This is a genomic window from Nocardia sp. NPDC055053 (assembly GCF_053608285.1).
Genome location: NZ_JBSGVD010000012.1, coordinates 158,443 through 181,383 on the forward strand (window position 1 = coordinate 158,443; position 22,941 = coordinate 181,383).

At 68.6% G+C, this 22,941-nt stretch carries 22 protein-coding genes; 15 read left to right on the top strand and 7 right to left on the bottom strand.

The window, feature by feature from the left end:
- Positions 1-113: 113 nt before the first annotated feature.
- The gene (locus ACWF82_RS15605) at positions 114-1,880 is read right to left on the bottom strand and encodes a hypothetical protein (protein ID WP_452501671.1); all 1,767 of its coding nucleotides are present in this window, start codon (positions 1,878-1,880) and stop codon (positions 114-116) included.
- A gap of 107 nt (positions 1,881-1,987) precedes the next feature.
- Between ACWF82_RS15605 and ACWF82_RS15610 the strand changes: the two genes are divergently transcribed.
- The gene (locus ACWF82_RS15610) at positions 1,988-2,512 is read left to right on the top strand and encodes an EF-hand domain-containing protein (RefSeq protein ID WP_452501673.1); all 525 of its coding nucleotides are present in this window, start codon (positions 1,988-1,990) and stop codon (positions 2,510-2,512) included.
- Between the two features lie 125 nt (positions 2,513-2,637).
- Positions 2,638-3,891 (top strand): NAD(P)/FAD-dependent oxidoreductase, encoded by a 1,254-nt coding sequence (locus ACWF82_RS15615; RefSeq protein ID WP_452501675.1) that lies wholly within the window; start codon positions 2,638-2,640, stop codon positions 3,889-3,891.
- An 83-nt stretch (positions 3,892-3,974) separates the two neighbouring features.
- Here the strand turns inward: ACWF82_RS15615 and ACWF82_RS15620 are convergent, their stop codons facing one another.
- The 3 genes from ACWF82_RS15620 to ACWF82_RS15630 all read right to left on the bottom strand — a co-directional run bounded on the left by ACWF82_RS15620 (position 3,975) and on the right by ACWF82_RS15630 (position 7,789).
- Positions 3,975-6,098 carry a RecQ family ATP-dependent DNA helicase gene (locus ACWF82_RS15620; RefSeq protein ID WP_452501676.1) on the bottom strand — a complete coding sequence of 708 codons (2,124 nt, stop codon included), beginning with the start codon at positions 6,096-6,098 and terminating at the stop codon, positions 3,975-3,977.
- A 420-nt stretch (positions 6,099-6,518) separates the two neighbouring features.
- The gene (locus ACWF82_RS15625) at positions 6,519-6,941 is read right to left on the bottom strand and encodes a profilin (RefSeq protein ID WP_452501678.1); all 423 of its coding nucleotides are present in this window, start codon (positions 6,939-6,941) and stop codon (positions 6,519-6,521) included.
- A 365-nt stretch (positions 6,942-7,306) separates the two neighbouring features.
- Positions 7,307-7,789, bottom strand: coding sequence for a hypothetical protein (locus ACWF82_RS15630; RefSeq protein ID WP_452501680.1), 483 nt, complete (start codon positions 7,787-7,789; stop codon positions 7,307-7,309).
- A gap of 225 nt (positions 7,790-8,014) precedes the next feature.
- On the opposite strand from ACWF82_RS15630, the gene ACWF82_RS15635 reads away from it, so the two are divergent.
- Positions 8,015-8,374 carry a hypothetical protein gene (locus tag ACWF82_RS15635; RefSeq protein ID WP_452501682.1) on the top strand — a complete coding sequence of 120 codons (360 nt, stop codon included), beginning with the start codon at positions 8,015-8,017 and terminating at the stop codon, positions 8,372-8,374.
- A 1-nt stretch (position 8,375) separates the two neighbouring features.
- Here the strand turns inward: ACWF82_RS15635 and ACWF82_RS15640 are convergent, their stop codons facing one another.
- Entirely contained in the window at positions 8,376-9,587 is a 1,212-nt protein-coding gene (locus ACWF82_RS15640; protein WP_452501684.1) for an RtcB family protein, read from the bottom strand.
- A gap of 140 nt (positions 9,588-9,727) precedes the next feature.
- On the bottom strand, positions 9,728-10,600 hold the full coding sequence (locus ACWF82_RS15645; protein WP_452501686.1) for a ribokinase: 873 nt from the start codon (positions 10,598-10,600) through the stop codon (positions 9,728-9,730).
- 187 nt (positions 10,601-10,787) lie between these two features.
- Here ACWF82_RS15645 and ACWF82_RS15650 point away from each other — a divergent pair, with 187 nt between their 5' ends.
- The 11 genes from ACWF82_RS15650 (at position 10,788) to lexA (ending at position 20,736) form a co-directional block, all read left to right on the top strand.
- Positions 10,788-12,053, top strand: coding sequence for a glutamate-5-semialdehyde dehydrogenase (locus ACWF82_RS15650; RefSeq protein WP_452501687.1), 1,266 nt, complete (start codon positions 10,788-10,790; stop codon positions 12,051-12,053).
- Positions 12,050-12,928 carry an AAA family ATPase gene (locus ACWF82_RS15655; RefSeq protein WP_452501689.1) on the top strand — a complete coding sequence of 293 codons (879 nt, stop codon included), beginning with the start codon at positions 12,050-12,052 and terminating at the stop codon, positions 12,926-12,928. The genes ACWF82_RS15650 and ACWF82_RS15655 overlap by 4 nt, the downstream gene beginning before the upstream one ends.
- A gap of 1 nt (position 12,929) precedes the next feature.
- A complete protein-coding gene (locus tag ACWF82_RS15660; RefSeq protein WP_452501691.1) occupies positions 12,930-14,321 on the top strand; it encodes a vWA domain-containing protein in 1,392 nt (463 codons plus the stop codon).
- A gap of 11 nt (positions 14,322-14,332) precedes the next feature.
- On the top strand, positions 14,333-14,674 hold the full coding sequence (locus ACWF82_RS15665; RefSeq protein WP_452501693.1) for an MmcQ/YjbR family DNA-binding protein: 342 nt from the start codon (positions 14,333-14,335) through the stop codon (positions 14,672-14,674).
- A gap of 161 nt (positions 14,675-14,835) precedes the next feature.
- On the top strand, positions 14,836-15,822 hold the full coding sequence (locus ACWF82_RS15670; RefSeq protein ID WP_452501695.1) for a hypothetical protein: 987 nt from the start codon (positions 14,836-14,838) through the stop codon (positions 15,820-15,822).
- Between the two features lie 65 nt (positions 15,823-15,887).
- Positions 15,888-16,529 carry a nicotinate-nucleotide adenylyltransferase gene (gene nadD / locus ACWF82_RS15675; protein ID WP_378848310.1) on the top strand — a complete coding sequence of 214 codons (642 nt, stop codon included), beginning with the start codon at positions 15,888-15,890 and terminating at the stop codon, positions 16,527-16,529.
- Between the two features lie 46 nt (positions 16,530-16,575).
- On the top strand, positions 16,576-16,989 hold the full coding sequence (gene rsfS, locus ACWF82_RS15680) for a ribosome silencing factor (protein ID WP_452501697.1): 414 nt from the start codon (positions 16,576-16,578) through the stop codon (positions 16,987-16,989).
- Positions 16,986-17,645 (top strand): histidine phosphatase family protein, encoded by a 660-nt coding sequence (locus tag ACWF82_RS15685; protein WP_452501699.1) that lies wholly within the window; start codon positions 16,986-16,988, stop codon positions 17,643-17,645. Before rsfS ends, ACWF82_RS15685 begins: the two co-directional genes overlap by 4 nt.
- Positions 17,635-19,158: a diglucosylglycerate octanoyltransferase gene (gene octT / locus ACWF82_RS15690; RefSeq protein WP_452501701.1), complete on the top strand. Its 1,524-nt coding sequence runs from the start codon at positions 17,635-17,637 to the stop codon at positions 19,156-19,158. The genes ACWF82_RS15685 and octT overlap by 11 nt, the downstream gene beginning before the upstream one ends.
- Before the next feature lie 3 nt (positions 19,159-19,161).
- Complete coding sequence (locus tag ACWF82_RS15695; RefSeq protein ID WP_452501703.1) at positions 19,162-20,004, top strand: DegV family protein; 843 nt, start codon at positions 19,162-19,164, stop codon at positions 20,002-20,004.
- 81 nt (positions 20,005-20,085) lie between these two features.
- Positions 20,086-20,736 (top strand): transcriptional repressor LexA, encoded by a 651-nt coding sequence (gene lexA / locus ACWF82_RS15700; protein ID WP_452501705.1) that lies wholly within the window; start codon positions 20,086-20,088, stop codon positions 20,734-20,736.
- An 11-nt stretch (positions 20,737-20,747) separates the two neighbouring features.
- Here lexA and ACWF82_RS15705 read toward each other — a convergent pair whose 3' ends face one another.
- Entirely contained in the window at positions 20,748-21,710 is a 963-nt protein-coding gene (locus tag ACWF82_RS15705) for a DUF2332 domain-containing protein (protein WP_452501707.1), read from the bottom strand.
- A gap of 178 nt (positions 21,711-21,888) precedes the next feature.
- Between ACWF82_RS15705 and ACWF82_RS15710 the strand changes: the two genes are divergently transcribed.
- Positions 21,889-22,872, top strand: a complete 984-nt coding sequence (locus ACWF82_RS15710) for a helix-hairpin-helix domain-containing protein (RefSeq protein WP_452501708.1) — start codon at positions 21,889-21,891, stop codon at positions 22,870-22,872.
- The last annotated feature ends 69 nt before the right edge of the window (positions 22,873-22,941 follow it).

Sequence of the window (22,941 nt, forward strand, 5' to 3'; positions counted from 1 at the left end):
GACGTGCCGACCTTCTCGTCGGGGCTCGACGGCGTGGGCCGACGAGCCCCGAGTCGGGGGGCGATGATTCTCAACCCGCCGCGGAAAGCGACGGGCTACCTACCCGGTGGCACTCAGGCAACGTTGAACTTGTTGGCGCGTGCCACCGCCAGCGAACGCCAGAGCTGGGCCTCCATCGAGTCGAACACGTGGTCGACCACTGCGAGGGCGGTGTGAAGTCCTTCCGCGGAGAGCCGCGCCGGCGCAGCTCCGTCCACTTCGCCACCGGTGTTCGCGCCGATGTCCGAGGCGTCGTGCCTGCCGCTGAGATAGTCCAGACGGAGGCCGGTTTCGTTTTCGACGGTGGCGGCGAGCGGTTGGGTGTGCGCGAAGAACTGCTCGCCGGTCGACTCCAGCGCGGCCATCATCCACCAGCGGACGGCCGGGTCGCGGTAGCGCTGGGCAAGCTTGACGAACTCGATCATGTTCTCCCGGTGCAGGTCCATGTCCTGGTCGAGGAAGAGGAACTCCAGCGTATTGCTGGCGGAATGCCCGAGCAGCGTATCGAGGTCCAAGGCATCCCAGTCGGACAGGAACAGGCCACTGTGTGCGGAGAGTCTCTTCGCCCATGCGTTGATCGCCTCCTCGGCCGCGTTCTGCGGGTCCGGGTACGTCATGGCGTATCGGTTCAGGTCGCGGTACCCGAGGATGTCCATCACCCACATCGGGATGAATCGCTGGAGCTTCTGCGCTGGGGAAAGGCCGTTGTCCTCGCGCAGCCAGCCGTAGAAGGGGTGGGCAGCGACCTGAGCCTTTCGCTGCGACAGCCGACGGGCGACCTCGGCCTCTCGCTGGTTGCCCGGTTTGATCATCAGCGGTGGCGCGCTCCACTCGCTCGTCGCGCGTGCGGGTTCGGCTGGGCGGCCCGGAACCGTCTGGGCATCGACGTATGTTCGGGCGTAATGCAGGAATCCGTCGAAGATGCGGTCGAAAATATCGAACATACGGTCGCAGAGTTCGATGGCGCGTGCACGCCGGTCCGGATCGAGTACGGCGCCCTCGAATACGCCTTCGGTGTTGGCGACATGCCCGGACTCCAGGCCGAGGTGGTAGGGACCGAAGTAGCGGTAGTTCAGGCCGGTCTTGTCGGCGAGAGTCGCGGCGATCGTCGCGGTGTTGCTGAGCATGACGTGCCCGGTGGCTTCGCCTGCCTCGGAGTGCCCGAACCGGATCAAGGCGTCATCGCCGTCTTCGACTGCCAGCGAGGTGAACTCGATCCCGCTGCGGCGGAAGATCTCTTGATCGGGTGAGAGGAACAGCCACCACAGCGTGTCGCTTGCCGTCCAGCCCAGATGATCGTCGAGGTTCAGTTCGCGCCAGTCCTCGAGAAACATCCGCGAGTGCCGCTCGTCTTCCTGTGTTCCCAGGTTGATTACCCATTCGAACTCGTTGCGTGCCTGTGGAAAACGCAGCACCCAGCGGTTCATATCCCGGAACTGCATGACAAAGAACGCCGCCATCGGCGCGAATTTCAACCGGTCCTCGATTGTCACGGGGCTGCCGTGCAGCCATTCGAAGAACTCGTGCTTCGCGATCGCCGCCTGCCGGCTGTCACGCAGGACCATTACCTCGTGCATGGGCCAAGTCCCTTCCCTTGTGGCATTCGCTTCGGCTCTCCTGGGGCGCTCGGCGCCACGATGGACTGTCGTTGCGCATTCACCGACACCGATGCCGGGCGCGCGAGCGGGTCGGTGCGCGAGCCAGCGTAGCGGCCTGACCAGCTGCTTTCGGATCAACGCGCCGTCGCGGGCTCCGTCGGCCGTGTACTCGGCTCTCGGCCTGTATTCCGGCAACGACGAGCGCCGGGTCCAAGCGCCGACCAGGTTGGAATGTTCGCCCACCACACCACAGGAGTGCCCTTGACCAGGCAAAACTCTTCGGGTTGAATCATCACCGCCAGCGACCGCAACCGCGCGGCTCGCGGTACCTGACACATGGGAGTGGTGACATGGCAGCGCAACCCGTTCAGGATCGACTTTCGGCCAGGTTCAACCTTTGGGACACCGACCACAACGGCCAACTCGAGCGCAGCGACTTCGAAGCCGAGGGCCGCCGGGTCCTCCAGGCGTTCGGGGAGACCGAAAACTCACCACGCGGTCACGCCGTCATGAATGGATACAACGACCTCTGGAACTACCTCGCGGACAAGGCCGGTGGGACCCGCTCGATATCACGCGATCAGTTCGAGCGTGTCGGAGCGGACATCGTCGCCGGTGGCGCCGCGCAATGGGCAGCTGTGGTGCGTCCCCACATCACCGCGATGGTTCAGCTCTGCGATACCGACGGCGACGGCCAGATCACCCGAGCGGAGTTCGCCAAGTGGTTGCACGCGGTCGGCGCCGACACCGATGCCGCGGACACTTTCAACCAGATCGACGCCGACGGTGACGGGTACCTCTCCATCGATGAACTGTCCGCCGCGGTGGAGGCGTACAGCGAAGGCAGGCTGAACGCTTCACTGCTGGGCATCTGACCACCAGACGCCACCGGCCAAGTGCTTCGAGCAGCACCACGCGCTCGAAGCACTTGGCCGACCTACTGCGCCAGGCGACGCGCCCGATAAGCCGATAACGAGCGAACGGCAGGTATGTCATCAAGGTGCCCAAGAATCAGTACGACGTGATCGTTGTGGGCGGGCGTTGCGCCGGATCCCCGACCGCGATGCTCCTCGCCCGCAAGGGGTACAAGGTTCTCCTCGTCGACCGGACCAACTTTCCCAGTGACACCATCTCTACTCAAGCCATCCACCCTCCGGGAGTCGCGGCCCTGGACCGATGGGGCCAGCTCGGACGGCTGCAAGCTACGAGATGCCCACCGATTACCACCTATGCCTTCGACTTCGGCCCCCTCACCATCTGCGGCTCCCCCAGCATCGAGCAGGCACCTGTCGCGTACGCGCCCCGGCGAACCGTGCTGGACAAGATCCTGGTCGACGCCGCCTCCGAAGCCGGAGCAGAAGTCCGGGAGGGATTCAGCGTCACCGGCGTTCACTTCGACGGCACCCAGGTCGCCGGGATCCGCGGTCAGAGCAGAAACGGCTCGCCTGTCGTCGAGCGGGCACAGGTGACCATCGGAGCAGACGGCGTGTACTCGACCATCGCCAAGGCCGTGGGATCTGAGCGATATCATGTCCAGCCGAGGTTGCAGACCGCCTATTACAGCTACTGGAGCGGGCTGCCGATGAACGGCCGGGTCGAGACCTACATCCGGGACCGGCGCGCGTTCACCGCGATCCCCACCCACGACGACCTGACTTTGGTCGTCGGCTGCTGGCCCTACGCCGAGTTCAACGTCAACAGAACCGACATCGAAGGCACCCTCTCCCTGATGTTCGATCTGGCGCCATCCTTCGCCAAGCGGATCGGTGCTGCCACTCGGGAGGCGCGTTTCGTCGGCACGACCCTACCGAACTTCTTTCGCAAGCCCTTCGGCCCAGGCTGGGCGCTGGTCGGAGACGCCGGATACACCCGCGACCCCATCACGGCCCAGGGCATCACCGATGCCTTTCACTCCGCCGAACTGTGCGCGACCGCCGTGGACGAGGCACTTTCCGGCGCTCGCCCCTACGAAGACGCGATGGCCGCCTACCACATCGCGCGCGACGCACACGCCCAACCGATGTACGAATTCACCTGCCAACTGGCCCGCCTCGACCCCCCGTCAGCACAACTCACGCAATTGCTGGAGGCAATGCAAGACGACCAGGAAGCAATGGACAGCTTCGCGAGGGTCTACGGGGGAGCGAGTTCACCGGCACAGTTCTTCTCCGACAGCAATATTGAACACATTCTCGCCGCCGCCGCCAGTCGCAGCTCGGCCCGACAGCCGTGCACCGGCGGACTTCGTCAGTAGCGCGAGACGTTGTCGAAGTGCCGCGGCCTCATCTCGAGTGCGGCGTGCCGCCGACCGGCGGCGACCGGAGTGCGGGACGGGGATCAGGTCGGGGTGGCCAGGGCGAACGGCAGTACGGCGTCCGCGCCGCTGGTGCGCAGGGCGTCGGCGGCGACGGTCATGGTCCAGCCGGTGTCGGTGAGGGTGTCGACCAGCAGGATCGGGCCGTCGACGCCGGTGAGGTCGGGCACCTCCCACGAGTCGAACAGGCCCGCCACCCGGTGCGCTGAGTTCGCCGCCGACACCGGTGGCCGGTCCGGTCTGGTGTGCAGGATGCCGAGGTTGTCGAGCCTGCCCACCTGCGCGAGCCGGGCGGCCAGGCTGGCGGTGAGCTGGGGGTAGCGGGGCGATTCCAGGGCGAGGACCGAGGTCGGGCGGGTGGCCCAGTTCCAGTCGCGCAGCACGGCGACGCACGCGTCGAAGACGGCGTCGGGCACCGGGGCGTCGGGACCGTCGAGCAGGGCGCGTAGGCGCTGACCCCAGCCGAGGTCGGTGAGCCTGCCGAGGACACGACCGGTGTCGGCGCCCGCGGAGATCTTGCCGGACAACGGGATTCCCAGCTTCGCCATGCCGGTGGGCCACTGCTTGCGCGGCGCCAGGTCGAGGCCGGGGCGGTCCAGCCTGGCCCTGGTGGCGGCGACGGCGGCCGCGTCGACGGTGGTGTCGGGGCGGGTGCCGGTGCAGTTGTCGCAGCGCCCGCAGTCGGGGGTCGCGGCCTCGAGCGCGCCGAGACCGGGGTCGTCGAGTTGGCGGCGCAGGAATGTCATCCGGCAGGCGGTGGTCGCCTGGTAGTCGATCATCGCCTGCTGCTCGGTGTCGCGGGCGGCGGCGAGGCGTTCGTAGCGCTCGGTGTCGTAGGTCCACGGTTCGCCGGTGGACAGCCAGCCACCGCGCACCCGGCGTACCGCACCGTCGACGTCGAGCACCTTCAGCACCATCTCCAGCCGCGACCGGTTCAGCTCGACGAGCGGTTCCAGCGCGATCGTCGACATCGGCCGGTCGGTGTCGAGGGCGGCCAGCACCGCGCGCACGATGTGCTCGCGCGGGAACGCCACCGAGGCGAAGTAACTCCAGATCCGGCTGTCTTCCGCCCCGGGCAGCAACACCACCTCGGCCCGCTCGGTACCTCGGCCCGCGCGTCCGACCTGCTGGTAGTAGGCGATGGGGGACGACGGCGCGCCGACATGCACCACGAACCCGAGATCGGGTTTGTCGAAACCCATACCCAGCGCCGAGGTCGCGATCAGCGCCTTGACCTCGTTGTTCAGCAGAGCGCCCTCGAGCACTTCGCGTTCGGCCGGGTCGGTCTGGCCGGTGTAGGCGGCGACGGTGTGACCGTGCGAATTCAGCACGTCGGCCAGATCGTGCGCGGCGGCCACGGTGAGGCAGTAGATGATGCCCGAGCCGGGCAACCGGTCGAGCTGGCCGCCCAGCCAGGCGGTGCGCTGCACGGCATCGTCGAACCGGACCACCGACAGGTGCAGCGACTCACGATCCAGCGTGCCGCGCAACACCAGCGTGTCGGTACCGATCTGGCCCGCCACATCGGTGACCACGCGGTCGTTGGCGGTCGCGGTGGTCGCCAGCACCGGCACGTCGGAGCCGAGGTCGGCGATCAGCGTGCGGATACGGCGATAGTCGGGCCGGAAATCATGCCCCCAGTCCGACACACAGTGCGCTTCGTCGATCACCACCAGCCCGGCATCCGCGGCCAGGCGCGGCAGCACCTGATCACGAAAGTCAGGGTTGTTCAACCGCTCCGGGCTCACCAGCAGCACATCGACCGCGCCATCGGCCACCCGCTGATGGATCTCGTCCCACTCGGTGACATTGCCCGAGTTGATCGTGTCCGCCACCACCCCGGCCCGCTCGGCGGCCGCCACCTGGTTACGCATCAACGCCAGCAGCGGCGACACGATCACCGTCGGCCCCCGCCCGGCGCGACGCAGCAGCTTCGCCGCGATGAAGTACACCGCCGACTTGCCCCAGCCGGTCCGCTGCACCACCAGCGCGCGCCTGCGCTGCACCACGAGCGCCTCGATCGCGACCCACTGGTCCTCCCGCAACCGCGCCTGGGATCCGGCCAGCTCACGCAACAACTCCTCCGCGCGTTCGCGCAGGTCGGGAGCCGTCAGATCGAGCACGTCGTTGCCGGTCGCTGAGGTCATGCGCCCCATGCTGCCCGACCCCACCGACAGGTTCGATCACCGGTACAGGGCCGACAGGTTCCCGGCGGGTCCGGGGTGGGGTGTGTGGAGGTCGATGTCGCAGCGCGGCTACTGGGAGAGAACTCCAGGCGCACCTGGGCACCGCGCTGCGGGGCATGAGTAAGGGGCTGGCACTACCGTTGTTCACGGTTGGTGCCAGCCCTTTCCCTCGCCGTGTCGGCCACAGCCCCGGCGCGCTTTCCTCGAGGGAGAAGTCCTTGACGGCCACACCATGGCGCTGGGGTGACCTTCGGAGTTCGTGTTCAGATGCTAGAACCGCGCGTTGGGTGGCATCCACTTCCCGCACGGCCGATCTACTCCTGACAGCACACCGTTTGGCTCCACCCCGCAACGCTCGCGCCGTGCGGGGTATAGGGCGGCCTACATGCCGAGCGACTCGAGGTACTCCGCGATCACGGCGACACCCTTGTTCGTGTACCCCTGCGCGGCACCCTCCTTGGTGTGGCCGAATACGATCGCGGTCTTCGATGCCTGGCACGTGATCGCGCCGCTGTCCTTCTTCTTGCCGAGGACGAGCACGCCGTCCTCCTCGCGGAGAAATTGGTACTTCAGCCCCTCGGCGACGATGCCGGATGCCTGGAGCGCTGAGAAGTCCTTGCTCTTGAAGGCGCGCCCGATGGTGGCCGCTTCATTGCCGTGCAGCTTCAGGGCATTCGGATGGGCCGCGCTCGTCCAGGGCGATCCGTCCAAACCGACGATGCAGGCGCGGTCGCAGTGAGCAGTCCCATTGCTGTCTGTGGTCTGCGCGATGAGATTGTCGATGTAGCTATCCCAGGCACTCATGTGCGATCCTCAATCTTGGTGTTGAGCGAGCGGCGGATTTGAGGTTTCCCTGGGTTCCCCCTGGGAAACTGGACGCAGATAGCTTGCTTCGAGGCTGGTGTTGCGGGACTGATCATAACCAACCGGTGATAGCATGTCGCTATCTCAAAGTCGCCGTTGATGTTGATCGAGATGCATCCAATTGTCAACTGCCGCAGCATGTTCGGGTTCGGGCAGGGCTCCGACGAAGTCGCGTTCTCGCGAAAGCGGTCATGTTCATCGACGTGTCCCACCAATTCGCTCACGATCTCATGAAGCCGCATGCCTGCCCCAAGACGACGAACTCGCGACAGTCGATACGCAATCTGACCAGTCCGGAGCCCCGCCTAGCTGGCCCGGCGGCGGGCCACCTCTTCCAACGCTGGTCCGAGTCGGTTCCCGATCAACGCGGTAACGTCGGCGTGCGGTTGGTGCCGTCGCACGTAGGCGTTGCGTAGAACGCGGTCGGTGTTGCCGAGCTGGTCGGCGACCTTGGTGGCGTCGAGCCCGGCCGCGACGACTTCGGTTCCTACGTGTTTACGCAGACTGTATGGAGTCACCCCGTCCGGTAGACCCAGCGCGGCAGCCAGGCGTCGCCACCGGCGGCTCATGGATTTGAGGTTGCGTGGCCCGCCGTCGTCGAGATCGAAGAACAGCAAGTCATCGGGCCAGTCGGCATCGTCGGGTTTGGGTGGCAGTGCGAGGCGGACCGTTTTGATGTGGTGGACGCGGGCGGCGAGGATCTCGAGCGCCGCTGCTGGCAGTTGGACGGGCTTGACTGCGAACTTGCCCGTCGACAACTCGTCGTCGCTGGTGTAATCGGTCCACACGTGTGCGGACCCGCCCCGGATACGGACCATAGGCATTCGGTCTGCGAAATGCCCGGTAGGGGAGGACAATAGGGCGAGTTACCGGATTGCCGGAGGGGCTCCATGGCGAATAGATTCGATCCGCCTGCCGGGTGGACGCCGCCCGGGTCGCAGTTCCGGACGAACTCCGGTGCGTCTCGCACGGTGGCAGGTGCTTTTCTAGCGCTGGTCGTGACACCCGTCGGGATGGCATTGGCCGCGCATGGTGCGCTGGACACCAGCCGGTGGGTGATCCTCGGTGACGCTGCCGATCGGCTTGGTTCGACTCTGCAGATCATCGCGGGTGCGGTGCTGTTGTTGCTGGTCAGCGCGCTGTCGGGGTTCACGCCGATCGCGACGATCCTGGCCGGGCTGGTGTGGGGTGTGCTGCCGGGGCTGACCTACTTCGTGTCGCCGGAGAGCACCTGGCGGCTGGTGGGGGATCTGCCGCTGATGACCGACGAGCTGCATATCGCGCTCAACGCGTGGATCACCAGCGGCTTCACCTTCGTCCTCGGGCTGTTGCTCGTCGGCGCTGGTGTGGCGGGCACCCTGCGCCGACGATGACTCAACCCTTCACGCAGAGGACCTGACGCAGCGTCGCCACCACGTCGACCAGGTCGGCCTGGGCCGCGATCACCTCGTCGATGTCCTTGTACGCGGCCGGAATCTCGTCGACCACACCCGCGTCCTTGCGCGACTCCACGCCCTCGGTCTGGGCAACCAGATCCGCGACGGTGAACTGCTTCTTGGCCGCGGTCCGGCTCAACCGCCGCCCCGCACCGTGCGACGCCGACTGGAACGAGGCCGGATTCCCCTTGCCACGCACCACATACGACCGCGTCCCCATCGATCCGGGAATCAACGCGAGGTCACCCGCGCCCGCCCGCACCGCACCCTTGCGGGTCACCAGCATCGGCATGCCGTCGATGATCTCCTCCGCCACATAGTTGTGATGACACGAAATCGGCTCGTCGAAACGCACCTCGCGGCCGGCGAATTCGTCGCGCACCGCCCGGCACACCAGCGACAGCATCACCGCGCGATTCCGCGCGGCGTATTCCTGCGCCCAGGTGAGATCACGCCGGTAGGCATCCATTTCCGGTGTACCCGAGAGGAATACCGCCAGATCGCGATCAGGCAGCGACTGGTTGTGCGGCAGCCCCCGCGCAATCGCCATGTGCCGCTCCGCCAGCTCCTTGCCGATATTGCGCGACCCGGAGTGCAACAGGATCCACACGGCGTCGTCCTGATCGAGGCAGACCTCGATGAAGTGATTACCCGACCCCAGCGAACCGATCTGCTTGTGCGCCTTGGACTCCAGCGACGACACACCCGGATGCAGCTCGCGGAACCCACGCCAGAACCGATCCCAGCCCTTCGTCCGAGCCGACTGCCCGTGCGAACCGGCATGCAGCGCACCGACGTTCACCGCCTCCTTGTGCGCGTTGAACCCCACCGGCACCGCCCGCTCGATCCGCGACCGCAGCGACCGCAGATCATCGGGCAGATCCGAGGCGGTGAGCCCGGTCTTCACGCTCTCCATCCCGCACCCGATATCGACACCGACCGCAGCGGGCGCGACCGCGTCCCGCATGGCGATGACCGACCCCACCGTCGCGCCTTTACCCAGGTGCACATCGGGCATCACGCGCAGTCCATACACCCATTTCAACTCCGCGATATTGCGGAGCTGACGCAGCGCAGACTGCTCGATCTCGTGCTCGTTGGCCCACATGAGCGTCTGCGCCCTGGTACCGCGCAGCTCGACGGGAAACATGGTCGGTCCTTTCCTTGATGTACTACCAACGGTAGGACCGCGAACCGTGCCGCGCACGTGAATTTTGCCCGGTGACGCCGAGCATCGGACTGCGTTCACCGCGCGGCAGGGGAGCTACGCGAACCGCAGGACCGAACCGATCAGTCCGTCGCGAGCGCGGCCTCGATCCGGGCGCGGCCGGGGATCGAGGAGCTCGCGCCGAGACGGGTGGTCGCCACCGCACCCGCGGCATTGGACCAGGTCACCGCGGCGTGCGGCCCGGTCGACCAGGTAGCGACGAGGGCGCCGGTGAAGGCGTCGCCCGCGCCGGTGGTGTCGACGACATCGACCGTGCGCCCGGCGACCGTGAACTCGGTGCCGTCGCTGGATCGGTACACCGCACCGTCGCCGCCGAGGGTCCGCACCACATGCGGTACCTGGTTGAGGTCGGCCGAATATTGCTCGGACTCCAGCGAATTCACGATGGCGAGGTCGACGTCGGCCCACAAGGCGGCGGGCAGCGGTTGCACGGGTGAGGGATTGAGCGCGACGACCGTGCCCGATGAGCGGGCGTGCCGGGCGGCCGCGGCCACCGTGTCGAGCGGAATCTCCAACTGGCACAGGAGGATGTCGGCGGCCGCGATCGCCGCCAGTTCGTCTTCGGTCAGGTCGGTCACCCGCCCGTTCGCGCCGGCGACGACGATGATGCTGTTCTCGCCGGACTCGTCGACCACGATGGTCGCCACGCCGCTGGGCCCGTCGACCGTGCGCAGCAGCGCGGTGTCGACACCGGCCTCGGCCAGCGTGGATCGCAGTGTGGTCCCGAACGCGTCGTCACCGACGGCGCCGAGGAACCGCACCTGTGCGCCTGAGCGCGCCGCCGCGATCGCCTGATTCGCGCCCTTGCCGCCGGGGACGGTCGCGAAACCGGACCCGAGCACGGTCTCGCCCGGTGCGGGGCGTCGCCCCGTGGTGGTGACCAGATCCATGTTGACGCTGCCGAGCACGACGACGGTGGATGCGGCGGAGTCCATAGCGGCAAATCTAGTGGCGGCGGCACGGTCGGCGGCGATTTCGGGTGGCGAGCGCGGCGTGACCTGTGGACAAGTCACGCGGCGGCGCGAAATCCTGTGGACAACCCGGTCCCGCCGCCGGTCGGAGCCGTATTCCGGGGTCCGGGTGGCGGCGGGCGGGACAGCCGCACTGCGTACGCTGATACCCATGACGGTAGAAGTGACCCCCGAGCTCGACATCCGCGCAGCGGTGCACGACGCCGCCCGCAGGGCTCGCGTCGCGTCCCGCGTGCTGGCTCAGCTGACCACGGCGCAGAAGAACGACGCGCTGCACGCGGCGGCCGACGCGCTGCTCGCCGCCGCCGATCGCGTCCTCGCGGCCAATGCCACCGACATCGCGACCGCGCAAGCCGCCGGCACCGAGGAGAACCTGCTCGACCGCCTGCGGCTGACCAAGGAGCGCATCGACGGCATCGCCTCGGGCCTGCGCCAGGTGGCCGGGCTGCCCGATCCGGTCGGCGGCGTCATCCGCGGTTCCACGCTGCCCAACGGGCTCGAGATCCGCCAGACCCGCGTGCCGCTCGGCGTCGTCGGCATGGTCTACGAGGCCAGGCCCAATGTCACCGTCGACGCGTTCGGCCTCGCGCTCAAGTCGGGCAACGCGGCCCTGCTGCGCGGCTCCTCCTCGGCGGCGAACTCCAACGCCACCCTGGTCGAGGTGCTGCGCGAAGCCCTTGTCGCCCAGGGCATCCCGGCCGACGCGGTGCAGCTGCTGCCCAGCAACGACCGTTCCAGCGTCACCCACCTGATCCAGGCCCGCGGCCTCGTCGACGTGGTCATCCCGCGCGGCGGCGCAGGCCTGATCAACGCGGTGGTGCGCGACGCCCAGGTGCCGACCATCGAGACCGGCACCGGCAACTGCCACGTCTACGTGCACGCCGCCGCCGACCTGGACATGGCCGAGGCCATCCTGCTCAACGCCAAGACCCGCCGCCCCAGCGTCTGCAACGCGGCCGAGACCGTGCTCATCGACGCGGCCGTCGCCGAGACCGCGCTGCCGCGCCTGAGCAAGGCGCTCGAGGACGCGGGCGTCACCATCCACGGCGACCTGCCCGGGCAGGTCCCGGCGACCGACGCCGACTGGGGTGAGGAGTACCTCACCATGGACATCGCGCTGAAGGTGGTCGACGGTCTCGACGCCGCCGTCGAGCACATCAACACCTGGGGCACCGGCCACACCGAGGCCATCGTCACCGCCGACCTGGCCGCCGCACGGGAGTTCACCTCCCGCGTCGACGCGGCCGCCGTGATGGTGAACGCGTCCACCGCGTTCACCGACGGCGAGCAGTTCGGCTTCGGCGCCGAGATCGGCATCTCCACCCAGAAGCTGCACGCCCGCGGCCCGATGGCACTGCCCGAACTCACCTCCACCAAGTGGATCGTGTGGGGCGACGGCCAGACTCGGCCGGTGTGATCGTGACACTGGTACAGGAACCGATCTTCACCTCGGTCGACGACGTCATCACCCGGCTGGCCGACACCGGCTACCTGGCCGACAAGGCCACGGCCACCTCGGTCTTCCTGGCCGACCGGCTGGGCAAGCCACTGCTCATCGAAGGTCCCGCCGGTGTCGGCAAGACCGAGCTCTCGCGTGCGGTGGCCCAGGTCGCCGGGGCCGAGCTGGTCCGGCTGCAGTGCTACGAAGGCGTCGACGAGGCCCGCGCCCTCTACGAGTGGAACCACGCCAAGCAGATCCTGCGGATCCAGGCGTCGAGTGAGAACGATTGGGCCGAAACCAAAGCCGACGTTTTCACCGAGGAATTCCTGCTCTCGCGCCCGCTGCTCACCGCTATCCGGCGCAGTGAGCCGACGGTGCTGCTGATCGACGAGACCGACAAGGCCGACGTCGAGATCGAGGGCCTGCTGCTCGAGGTACTGAGCGATTTCGCGGTGACCGTCCCGGAACTGGGCACCATCACCGCTACCCGCAAACCGTTCGTCGTGCTCACCTCGAACGCCACCCGTGAGCTGTCCGAGGCGCTCAAGCGCCGCTGCCTGTACCTGCACCTGGACTTCCCCGACGAGGAGCTCGAGCGCCGCATCCTGGCAAGCCGGGTGCCGGAGCTGTCGGTCACGGTGGCCGAGCAGCTGGTGCGGATCGTGCACGTTCTGCGCGGGATGCAGCTCAAGAAGCTGCCGTCGGTGGCCGAATCGATCGACTGGGGTCACACCCTGCTCGCGCTGGGCGCCGCGGACCTCGACGACGCGACGGTGCGCGCCACGCTCGGCGTGGTGCTCAAGCATCGCAGCGACCACCAGCGCGCGCTGGCCGAGCTGAAGCTGGCCTGAGATGACCACGCCTGGCCCGCACGGACTCGGCGGGCACGTCGCCGGGTTCGTGGCGGCGCTGCGGGCCCGCGGCGTGCCGGTCGGGCCATCGGAAACCGTCGACGCGGGCCGGGTACTCACCGTGCTCGACCTGCTCGATCGTGAGTCGGTGCGCGAGGGGCTGGCGTGCGCGCTGCTGCGCCGTCCCACCCACCGGCGCACCTTCGACGGGCTGTTCGACCTGTGGTTCCCGGTCGCGGTGGGGGAGCGCGGTGCCGAGGCCGTCGACCTGCCGCGCACGCCGGAGGGACAGGTCGACCTGCCCGCCCTGCGCGAACAACTCGCCGAACTGCTCACCGCCGAGGACAGCGGTGCCCAGTTGGAGCTGCTGGCCGGGCAGATTGTCGAACAGCTGGGTCAGTACCAGTCGGCGCGCGGGCCGTCGTTCTCGGCGTATCAGGCGTTGAAAGACCTCGCGCCACAAACCTTGCTGTCCCGGGTACTGGCAGGCCTGGCCCTGCCGCCGGATGCCGGCGACCGCGATACCGAGGTCGCGCAGCGGATCGTCCGGGAGCGCATCGCCGGCTTCCGGGCGAGCGTGGAAGCCGAGACCAATCGCCGGGTCGCCGAGCAGATCGGGCGCGATCGCGTCGCCACCTACGGTGTCGCCCGCCAGGCCGAGGACGCCGATTTCCTGCGCGCCTCCGAACGCGAACTCGTCGAACTGCGGCGTGGCAGCCAGCGGCTGGCCCGGATCCTCGCCTCCCGCCTCGCGGTGCGGCGAAAGAAGGCCCGCCGCGGCGAGATCGATCTGCGCAAGACGCTGCGGGCCTCGATGTCCACCGGCGGCGTGCCGATCGACCTGGTGAACCGCAAGCCCAGGCCCGGCCGCCCGGAACTGGTTCTGCTGTGCGACATCTCGGGCTCGGTCGCCGGATTCAGCAATTTCACCATGCTGCTGGTCAGCGCGCTGCGCGAGCAGTTCTCCCGGGTCAGGATCTTCGCCTTCGTCGACCGTACCGACGAAGTGACCACCTTCTTCGACCCGTACGCCGGCCTCGACAACGTGCTGACCAGGATTTTCACCGAGTCGCGGATCATCGACGCCGACGGGCACTCCGACTACGGCCAGGCGCTGACCACCTTCGCCGACAACTTCGGTGACGCGGTCACCAGCCGCAGTTCCCTGCTGGTGCTCGGCGACGGCCGCACCAATTACCGCAATCCGCAGCTGGATATCCTGCGGCAGCTGGTCGACACCGCCCGGCACGCGCACTGGCTGAATCCCGAACCGCGGAATCTGTGGGGTACCGGCGATTCGGCGGCCCGCGAGTACGGCGAGGTGATCGAGATGCACGAATGCCGATCCGCCCGCCAGCTGACCGACGTGGTCTCCCGGTTGTTGCCCGTCTGAAGGAGCTGGTGATGAGCGATGATCTCCTGACCTACTGCCTGGCCAAACCCGGTGCCTGGCAAGACGAACCGTGGGAGGGTGACGTCGTCGCGAAGGTGGGTGACAAGATCTTCGCCTTCCTCGGGCAAGGCACGTCGATCGGGCTCAAATGCGGGCGCGACCGCGGCGAGGCCGACGAACTGGTCCACATCTACCCCGATGACGTCAGCGCGTCCGCCTATATCGGGCGCTACGGCTGGAACAGCGTCATCGTCGGCGGCGCCGTCCCGCCTGACGAACTCCGCGAGCTGATCGACGCCTCCTACGACGCCATCGTGGCCAAGCTCCCGAAGTCGAAGCGCCCCAAGGCCTGACGGCTTCAGCGGAAGTTAAGCCGCTTACATGGCCTGCCCGCCAAGATCACCGCCATGCTGGCAGGGGCGTCGCGTGACGACGAGCGGTCCGACCGACGGGTATCGGACAGGGAGACAGCGCGGCGGGCCCGAGCCGTCGCGTGGTGGATGTGGTTCGCCTGGTGACCGATCCAGACGAACCCGTCATCGCGGACAGGTTCGGTGCGGTAGCCCGCGGCGACAATGCAGGCCGGGCCCAAGCCCAAGGGCAGGGGCCGGCACCTGACAGTCACGCTCGGTCCGCGGTATCCGGCGAGCCGGTGCAGGCCGGGCACCTACCCCCCGGTTCCGGAGCACGGGCAGCGCGCAGGCTGGCCGGGATCGCGGCAGCGCGGCTGGCCGACGCACCCGCCGCCGCCGAAGAGCAGTTGCGCCGCGCGCTGGTCGTCGGCTTCGGCGAAATCGGTGGCAGGGAACTCGCCGAGTTGCGCACCCGGCTGGTCACCGCGATCGCCGCCCAACCGGGCCGCGACCGCGAGGTGGCCAGGGCAGCAGCCTCGGCCGCCGCGTGCTGGCACCCCATCTCGGCGGCCGACTCCGCGCACCTGTGGCTGGTCGCGGGCCGGGCCTGGCATCGGGCGGGCAAGCACGCCGAGGCCGTCACCGCCTTCGACCGGCCCTTGCTGAGCGGCGTCGCCGGCTACCCGTCCGGCGAGCTCGCGCTGGTCCGCGCCGAGTTCGCCGAGTCGCTGATCCGGCTCGGACGGCACCGCCAGGCCGCCTGGCAGTTCACCGAGGCGGCGCGGCTGCTCGCCGGTTCGGCCACGCAGCGGCATCGCCACGCCGATCTGGTGTGGTCGGCGGCCGTGGCCCGGGAATGTTGCGGGCAGGAATCGGCCGCGCTGGGCCTTTATCTGCGGGCCGCCGGCCTGTGGGGTGAGCTGGGCAAGATCGTGCCGCGTGCCCGCTGCCTCCGCGCGGCGGCCTGGCTGCAGCTGCGTGGCCCGCGGGGCACGGTCCGCGGGCCGTGGTGGGTCACGATCGACGTGCTGATGGCCGAACTGAACAACTGGCTCGCCACCGATCCTGGCCCGCACATCGCCGATGAGCTGGATCGCACCCGCGCCCAGTTCGCGCAGATGTGCGCGCAGGCGTCGGGTCCGTGCTGACGCCGAGCTGCCACGAAGCGGTCCGGTCCGCTCCGGCGGTGGCAGTCCCGTTAAGCTCGGACCTCATGCACGAAACAGCTCGGCCGCGCCGCAAGCTCGGCGTCATGGGCGGCACCTTCGACCCCGTCCACCACGGCCACCTGGTCGCGGCCAGCGAGGTCGCGAACCGGTTCGAGCTCGACGAGGTCATCTTCGTTCCGACCGGTCAGCCGTGGCAGAAGGTGAACAAACAGGTCAGCCCCGCCGAGGACCGGTATCTGATGACGGTCATCGCCACCGCGTCCAACCCGAGGTTCTCGGTCAGCCGGGCCGACATCGAACGCAACAAGGTCACCTACACGGTCGACACCCTGCGCGAGATGCAGAGCGCTCATCCCGACGCCGAGCTGTACTTCATCACCGGTGCGGACGCGCTGGCCAACATCCTGACATGGCAGGATTGGACCGAACTGTTCGAACTGGCGAAGTTCGTCGGGGTGAGCCGTCCGGGGTACGAGCTGAACACCGACCATCTCGAGGAGCATCTGCGGGACCTGCCCGCCGATGCCGTGACGATGATCGAGATCCCCGCACTGGCCATCTCGTCGAGCGAATGCCGCCGCCGCGCCGCGGAGGGTCGGCCGGTCTGGTACCTCGTCCCCGACGGCGTGGTGCAGTACATATCGAAGCGGCACCTGTATGGGCCCGCAGGAACGGAAGGTAGCTGACGTTGAGCCACACGATCGAGGGTCTGACCTGTCTGGGGGAGGGCGAATGAGTGCCACCGCCGAAGCGGTCGAAATGGCCAAGGTCGCCGCACTCGCGGCCGACGACAAGCTCGCCACCGATGTCGTCGTCCTCGACGTCTCCGAACAGCTGGTGATCACCGACTGCTTCGTCATCGCCTCGGCGCCCAACGAGCGCCAGGTCAACGCGATCGTCGACAACGTCGAAGAGAAGCTGCGCGAAGCCGGGCACAAGCCGGTCCGGCGCGAAGGCACCCGCGAGGGTCGCTGGGCGCTGCTCGACTACGTCGACATCGTCGTGCACATCCAGCACAACGACGAGCGCAATTTCTATGCGCTGGAGCGGTTGTGGCGTGACTGCCCGACCGTTCCTGTCGATGGCATCGCCGCCCTGCCGACTCCGGCCGCCGACGACGCACAGGTAGAGGGCGACACCGAGTGAGCAAGTACGCCCATGTGCGCACGCTGATCCTGCTGCGCCACGGGCAGACCGAATGGAACGCGGCCGACCGGATGCAAGGTCAGATCGACACCGATCTCACCGAGCTCGGTCGTCAGCAGGCCAAAGAGGCGGCGCGCGAACTGGTTTCGCGCAATGCCATCGCCATCCACGCCTCCGATCTGCGGCGCGCCAAGGAGACGGCGCAGGCGCTCGGCGACATCAGCGAGCTGCCGGTCGTCACCGATCAGCGACTGCGCGAGACCAACCTCGGCGACTGGGAGGGTCTGACCCATCTCGAGGTCGACGCCGACTACCCGGGCGCACGTGTGCGGTGGCGGCTCGACGCCACCTACACACCGCCCGGTGGCGAGAGCAAACTCGAGGTCGGTGCGCGTTCGCTGCCCGTGGTGCGCGAACTGTACAACGAGCGACAGGATTGGCCCGGCCGGACTATCATCCTGGTGGCGCACGGCGGGTTGATCGCTGCCCTCACGGCCGCGTTGCTGGAACTGCCCCCAGAGAACTGGCCTGCCCTCGGTGGGCTGGCCAATACGAGCTGGGTACAGCTGTCCAGTCACGGCCCTGACATCGACCGACCCGGCTGGCGCCTCGATGTTTGGAACGCAGCGGCGAAGGTAGCTCCCGATGTCCTCTGAAGAGCCCGTCCGATCGGTACCGGACGAACTGTTCCAGCAGGTGACGGCCAAGCCCGGACGGCAATTGCCGGACGCGCTGTTCGGCCCGCCACCCGCTCGGCCCGCACGCCCCGAGCGTGAGGAGCCCATCCGTTCGGTACCGGACGAACTCTTCAAGCAGGTCACCGCGCGCAGCGAACGCTCGCTACCCGACGCGCTGTTCGGCCCGCCGCCTGCGCCGGTAGCCGCCGAGCCCGAGCAGGTCGCCTCGGCGGCAAGCGATTCGGCGTCGGCGGGCGACTCGTCGGAGGACTCGGACGCCGATGTCGACGGCGAGCCTGCCACAGCGGGCGATGCTGTCGCCGATGGCGCGGCCGAGGTTGTAGCGCAGCCGGACGGTGCCGATGCCGAATCGGCTGTTGCGCAGTCGGATACCGCCGAGTCGGCGGTATCCGTCACGGAGCTGCCCGAGGGTGCGAGTCCCGCTGCGGGTGTCGACGATCTCGTGGCGACGATTTCCGTGGCCGAGCCCGCCGCGGCGCAGGACCTCCAGTCGGCCGGTGCGGCTGATGGTTCCGGCGATCCGTCGGATGCCGGCACCGTTGCGGTTGCCGAGCCGGTGGGCGATGCGGTCGAGACGGTGACGGACGAGTCCGTCGCGGTGACCGCGGATTCCGCCACCGAAACAAGCTCGGTGGCCGAGGCGTCCGCTCCGAACTCGCTGATCGCGGAGACCGCTGTGGCGCAGGGTGAATCGCTCGCCGAAGCGGCAGCGGAGGTCGTGCTCGTCGAGGAATCCACCGCGCCACGGCCGGTCGAGTCCGCCTCCCCGCGTCCCGTGCTGCTGGTGATCGCCGACTCCCTCGCCTACTACGGGCCGAAGGGTGGTCTGCCTGCCGACGATCCGCGGATCTGGCCGAATATGGTGGCCGCCGAACTGGATTGGGATGTGGAGCTGATCGCCAGGATCGGCTGGACCTGCCGCGACGCCTACTGGGCGCTCATCGGTGACCCCCGGGTCTGGGCCGCGGTGCCGCGGGCCGGTGCGGTGGTGTTCGCCGTCGGTGGCATGGACACGCTGCCCTCCCCGCTGCCGACCGCGCTGCGTGAGCTGATCCGCTACATCCGTCCGCCCAAGCTGCGTCGCGGTGTGCGCGCCTCCTACAACTGGCTGCAGCCGAAGCTGTCGAAACTCGGTCGGCCCGTGGCGCTTCCGCCGAAGGTGAGTGTCGACTACCTGGAGCAGTCGCGCGAGGCGCTGAACCATCTGCGTCCCGAGCTGCCCGTGGTCGCGGTGCTGCCGTCGGTACACAAGTGTGATGCCTACGGACGCGTGCACCGGGGCCGTGCGCGCGCGGTCAAGGCACTGCAGGCGTGGTCGGGTCGTACCTCGGTGCCGCTGGTCGACCTCGGTGAGGCCGTGCGCGACGACATCGAGTCGGGTGCGGCGAACCCGGACGGCATCCACTGGGGCTGGGCGGGGCACGCGGCGGTGGCGACGGCGATGACCAAGGCGCTGCAGGAGGTTCGGTAGTCCGTGCCCGTTGTGGTGGTCACCGATTCGGCGGCCGGGCTGTCCGCCGACGTCGTCGCCGAGCTCGGTATCGAAGTGGTGCCGTTGCATGTGCTCGTCGGCGACCGGGAGATCCGGGAGGGTATCGATCCCGTCGAGATCGACTACTCGACGGACTCGGTCACCACCTCGGCTGCCTCGCCGGGTGAGCTGCGCGAGGCCTACGAACGCGCGCTGAGCCACAGCGACGGCGACGGTGTCGTCGCCGTGCATTTGTCGCGCACCCTGTCGGCGACCTGGGAGTCGGGGCGACAGGCGGTCCGCGATATGGGCGCCGAAGATCGTGTGCGCCTGGTGGATTCGCTCGGCGCTGGCTTGGCGACCGGTCTGCCTGTGCTCGCTGCCGCGCGCCGGGCCCGTGCGGGTGAGGCGCTGGATGCCGTCTACGAACGCGCGGTGGCGGCCGCCGCTCGTGCTCGCACGTTCATCCTGGTCAACCGCACCGAGCAGCTCCGCAAGGGCGGCAGGCTCAGCAGTGCCGCCTCGTTCTTCGGCAGCGAACTGGTGACGAAACCACTGCTGCAGCTGGTCGAAGGCAAACTGGAGCTGCGCGAGAAGGTACGGACCAGATCGCGTGCCTACGCGAAGCTCGTGGCTGCCGCGGTGGATGCCGCGGGTGGGGACGGCGCCGCGCTGGGCGTCCAGCATCTGGGGGCCGCCGATGCCGCCGAGACGATCGCTGCCCAGCTGCGCGAACAGGTGCCCGAGGTCGAGGAGCTCTACGTCACCGAGTTCGGCCCCACCCTGGGCGTGCACCTCGGCGTCGGCGCGCTCGGCGTGCTCGTGGTGCCCGGCGGGTGTTCGTGACCGGCACCGAGTTCCGTCGCAGGCTGCCACGCCGGGAGCCTGCGCCGACGGTCTGAACCCGCGGGCCTCTACGATGCCCCGGTGACCGGATACGACGACTTCGACTACCCCGACACCGCGCACCTGCCGCCCCGCAGGCAACACATCCTCGCCGTGATCCGGGACTCGGTGCTCGCGCACGGCTACCCGCCCAGCGCGAAGGAGATCGCCGACGCCGTCGGCCTGCGCTCTACGTCCACGGTCTCCAAGCATCTGAAAGCGCTGGAGGAGGACGGCTTCCTGCGCCGCGGTGCCGCGATGACCCGCCCCATCGATGTGCGTCTGTTCCTGCGGCACGCACCGGCAGGCGGCTCCGACGGGTCGGTGACCGTGCCCGTGATCGGTGACATCGCCGCGGGCACCCCGATCCTGGCCGAGCAGCACGCCGACGACCTGCTCACCCTGCCGCGTGAACTCGTCGGCCGCGGCGAGGTTTTCGGCCTCCGCGTCCGCGGCGACTCGATGATCGACGCCGCGATCTGCGACGGCGACCTCGTCGTGGTCCGCAGCCAGCGCGAGGCCAACTCCGGCGATATCGTGGCCGCCATGATCGGCGAGGAAGCCACCGTCAAGGTGTATCGCCGGCGCAACGGCCATGTGCAACTGGAGCCCCGCAACCCCGCCTACTCGGTCATCGACGGCGACGAGGCCGTGATCCTGGGCCGGGTCGTCTCGGTGATGCGCAGGATCTGACGTCGTCCGCGCTACGCCGGGCCGAACCAGTCCAGCGACTGGCCGTGCGGCCCGGCGTAGGCCACCGGATCGCCATCCACCGCGAGCACCATCCGCGCTGTGCCCGAGTCTGTTTCGGGCAGCCGGTCGGCGAACTCCGCGATCACACCGGTGCCCTCCTGGGACACCCAGTGGCAGGGCAGCGTCCGCACCGAGGTGGTGAACTTCTCCCGCGCCTGTGCGGGCAGATAGGTCAGCACCGCGCTGTGGAACACGACCACTGTGCTGCCGGGTGGCGCGGTGTGGACCAGCTCGGCGACTTTCTCGTTCAAGTCGCCCGCCACCAGGAGCGGTGGATTCGCGGCAGCGATCGCACAGGACGCTCGCAGCCTCGCGAGTCGTTCGTCCTGTCCCGGCCAGACCAGCGCTTCCAGCCATTCCTGATCCTTGATGTCTCCCGCGTCCAACGGGTTCAAGTCGACTCCGGCTCGATGTACCACCTCGGGCAGCCGAGCCGGTATCGGTGCGTCGCCGGTTACCGTGCACGGCAACACCACTGGGGACGGACCTTCGGCGGGATCCAGTGCGATCCCGCCGTAGCGGTAGCTGAAACGGTCCGGGTACAGGCACAGTCCCGCCGAGGCGCCGACCTCGATCAGCGACAGCGGTCCGGGCAACCGGGCGAGCACCGGCAGCAGTGTTGCCGCGCGGCCGGCTTCGTTCGTCTGGGTGCGTCTGGTCAGCGCTGTCACCGAGATCGCGGGCCAGTGCGCGATCAGCTGCTCGCGGAACTCGCGGTAGGGCACCGCGATCGCGCCGTTCACGCGCGCGGCCGCCAGGACCAGGTTGGGTTGCTGCTTGTCCGTGGGCAGTTCGGCGATCAACGCCAGCACCGCAGGGTCCTCGGCGATGTCGACAGCCCGCCGATGGTAGAGCGGGGAATTGCTGTGTACCTCGCGATACGCGAAGTCGCGGAATCGGTGTGCCAGGTCCATGGCACCATCCGTACGTCGTTTCGGCCATGCGCGCACCGTATTCGCTCGGCCCGCGCGGATTCCGCGCTCAGCGCCCGCTGACCGGGAGTTGTCCACAGGCTCGACGTTGTCCACAGGTTCGTTTTATGCCCTGGTCGGCGGCGGTTTCCCGCGGCCGGCTCCTCGTAGCGTCGGTGCCATGTCACGACACGAAGAGCACGAGCGGGTACGGCAACGGCTTGGCGGGCTGGCGGTACGCGAGAAGGTGGGACAGGGCGGCTTGCGCGGCGAGCCAGGTCGCGGACCCACACCGGCAGCGGCCCGCACCGATGGTGGTGCCGAGGGGCGTTGGGACGACGACGAACTCACGCCGTCGGTGGGAGAGGTGCGTGCGCCGGGTTGGCTCGCGGACGGCGCGCAACCCGGCGGCCCGCGACGGCTTGTGCCCGAACGGTTCCGCGGGGCGCGCCTCGATCCCGGCCGCCGGGGTGCGCTGGTACTCGGAGTGGTGGGGCTGGTCGCCGTCGTGCTCACCGGCATCATGGTGGTGCGCGATCAGCCGACGCGGCAGGCGATACCGCCGGTGCCGGTAGTTCGAGCCGAGAGCATCGGCCTGCGCACCGAGCCGACCGCCACAGCCACTGCGGTGGCAGACACCGGACCGAGCGCGAGCACGGAAGTCGTTGTCAGTGTGGTTGGGCTGGTCGACCGGCCGGGCCTGCACCGTCTGCCCGGCGGTTCCCGCATCGCCGACGCCATCGAGATCGCGGGCGGCGCCCGAGACGGCGCGGACCTGGCCGGCTTGAACCTGGCGCAACGCCTGTCCGACGGCGATCAGCTCGTCGTCGGCGCGACCGGCCCCCAATCAGGACCACCACGCCTGGGCAGCACCATGATCGGCTCCGCCGACCCAGACCCCGCTACGGCACCGAGCGCAGCGAGCACCACGGGCACGAACACCGCCACCGCCCCGAACGGCAAAGGCGGCAAGGCTCGCCTCAACCTGAACACCGCGACGGAAGCGGAGCTCGACGCACTACCCGGCGTCGGACCGGTCACCGCCACAGCGATCCTCGCCTGGCGCTCGACCAACGGCCGGTTCACCGATGTCGCCCAACTAGGCGAAGTAGACGGCATCGGCCCCGCCCGCCTCGCTCGCCTGCGCGACCTGGTGACGACATGACCAGACCGCCCGATCCGGCCGGGGCCGGCGAAACAATCGGCCCCACCAGAGATACCGACCCGCAGGACG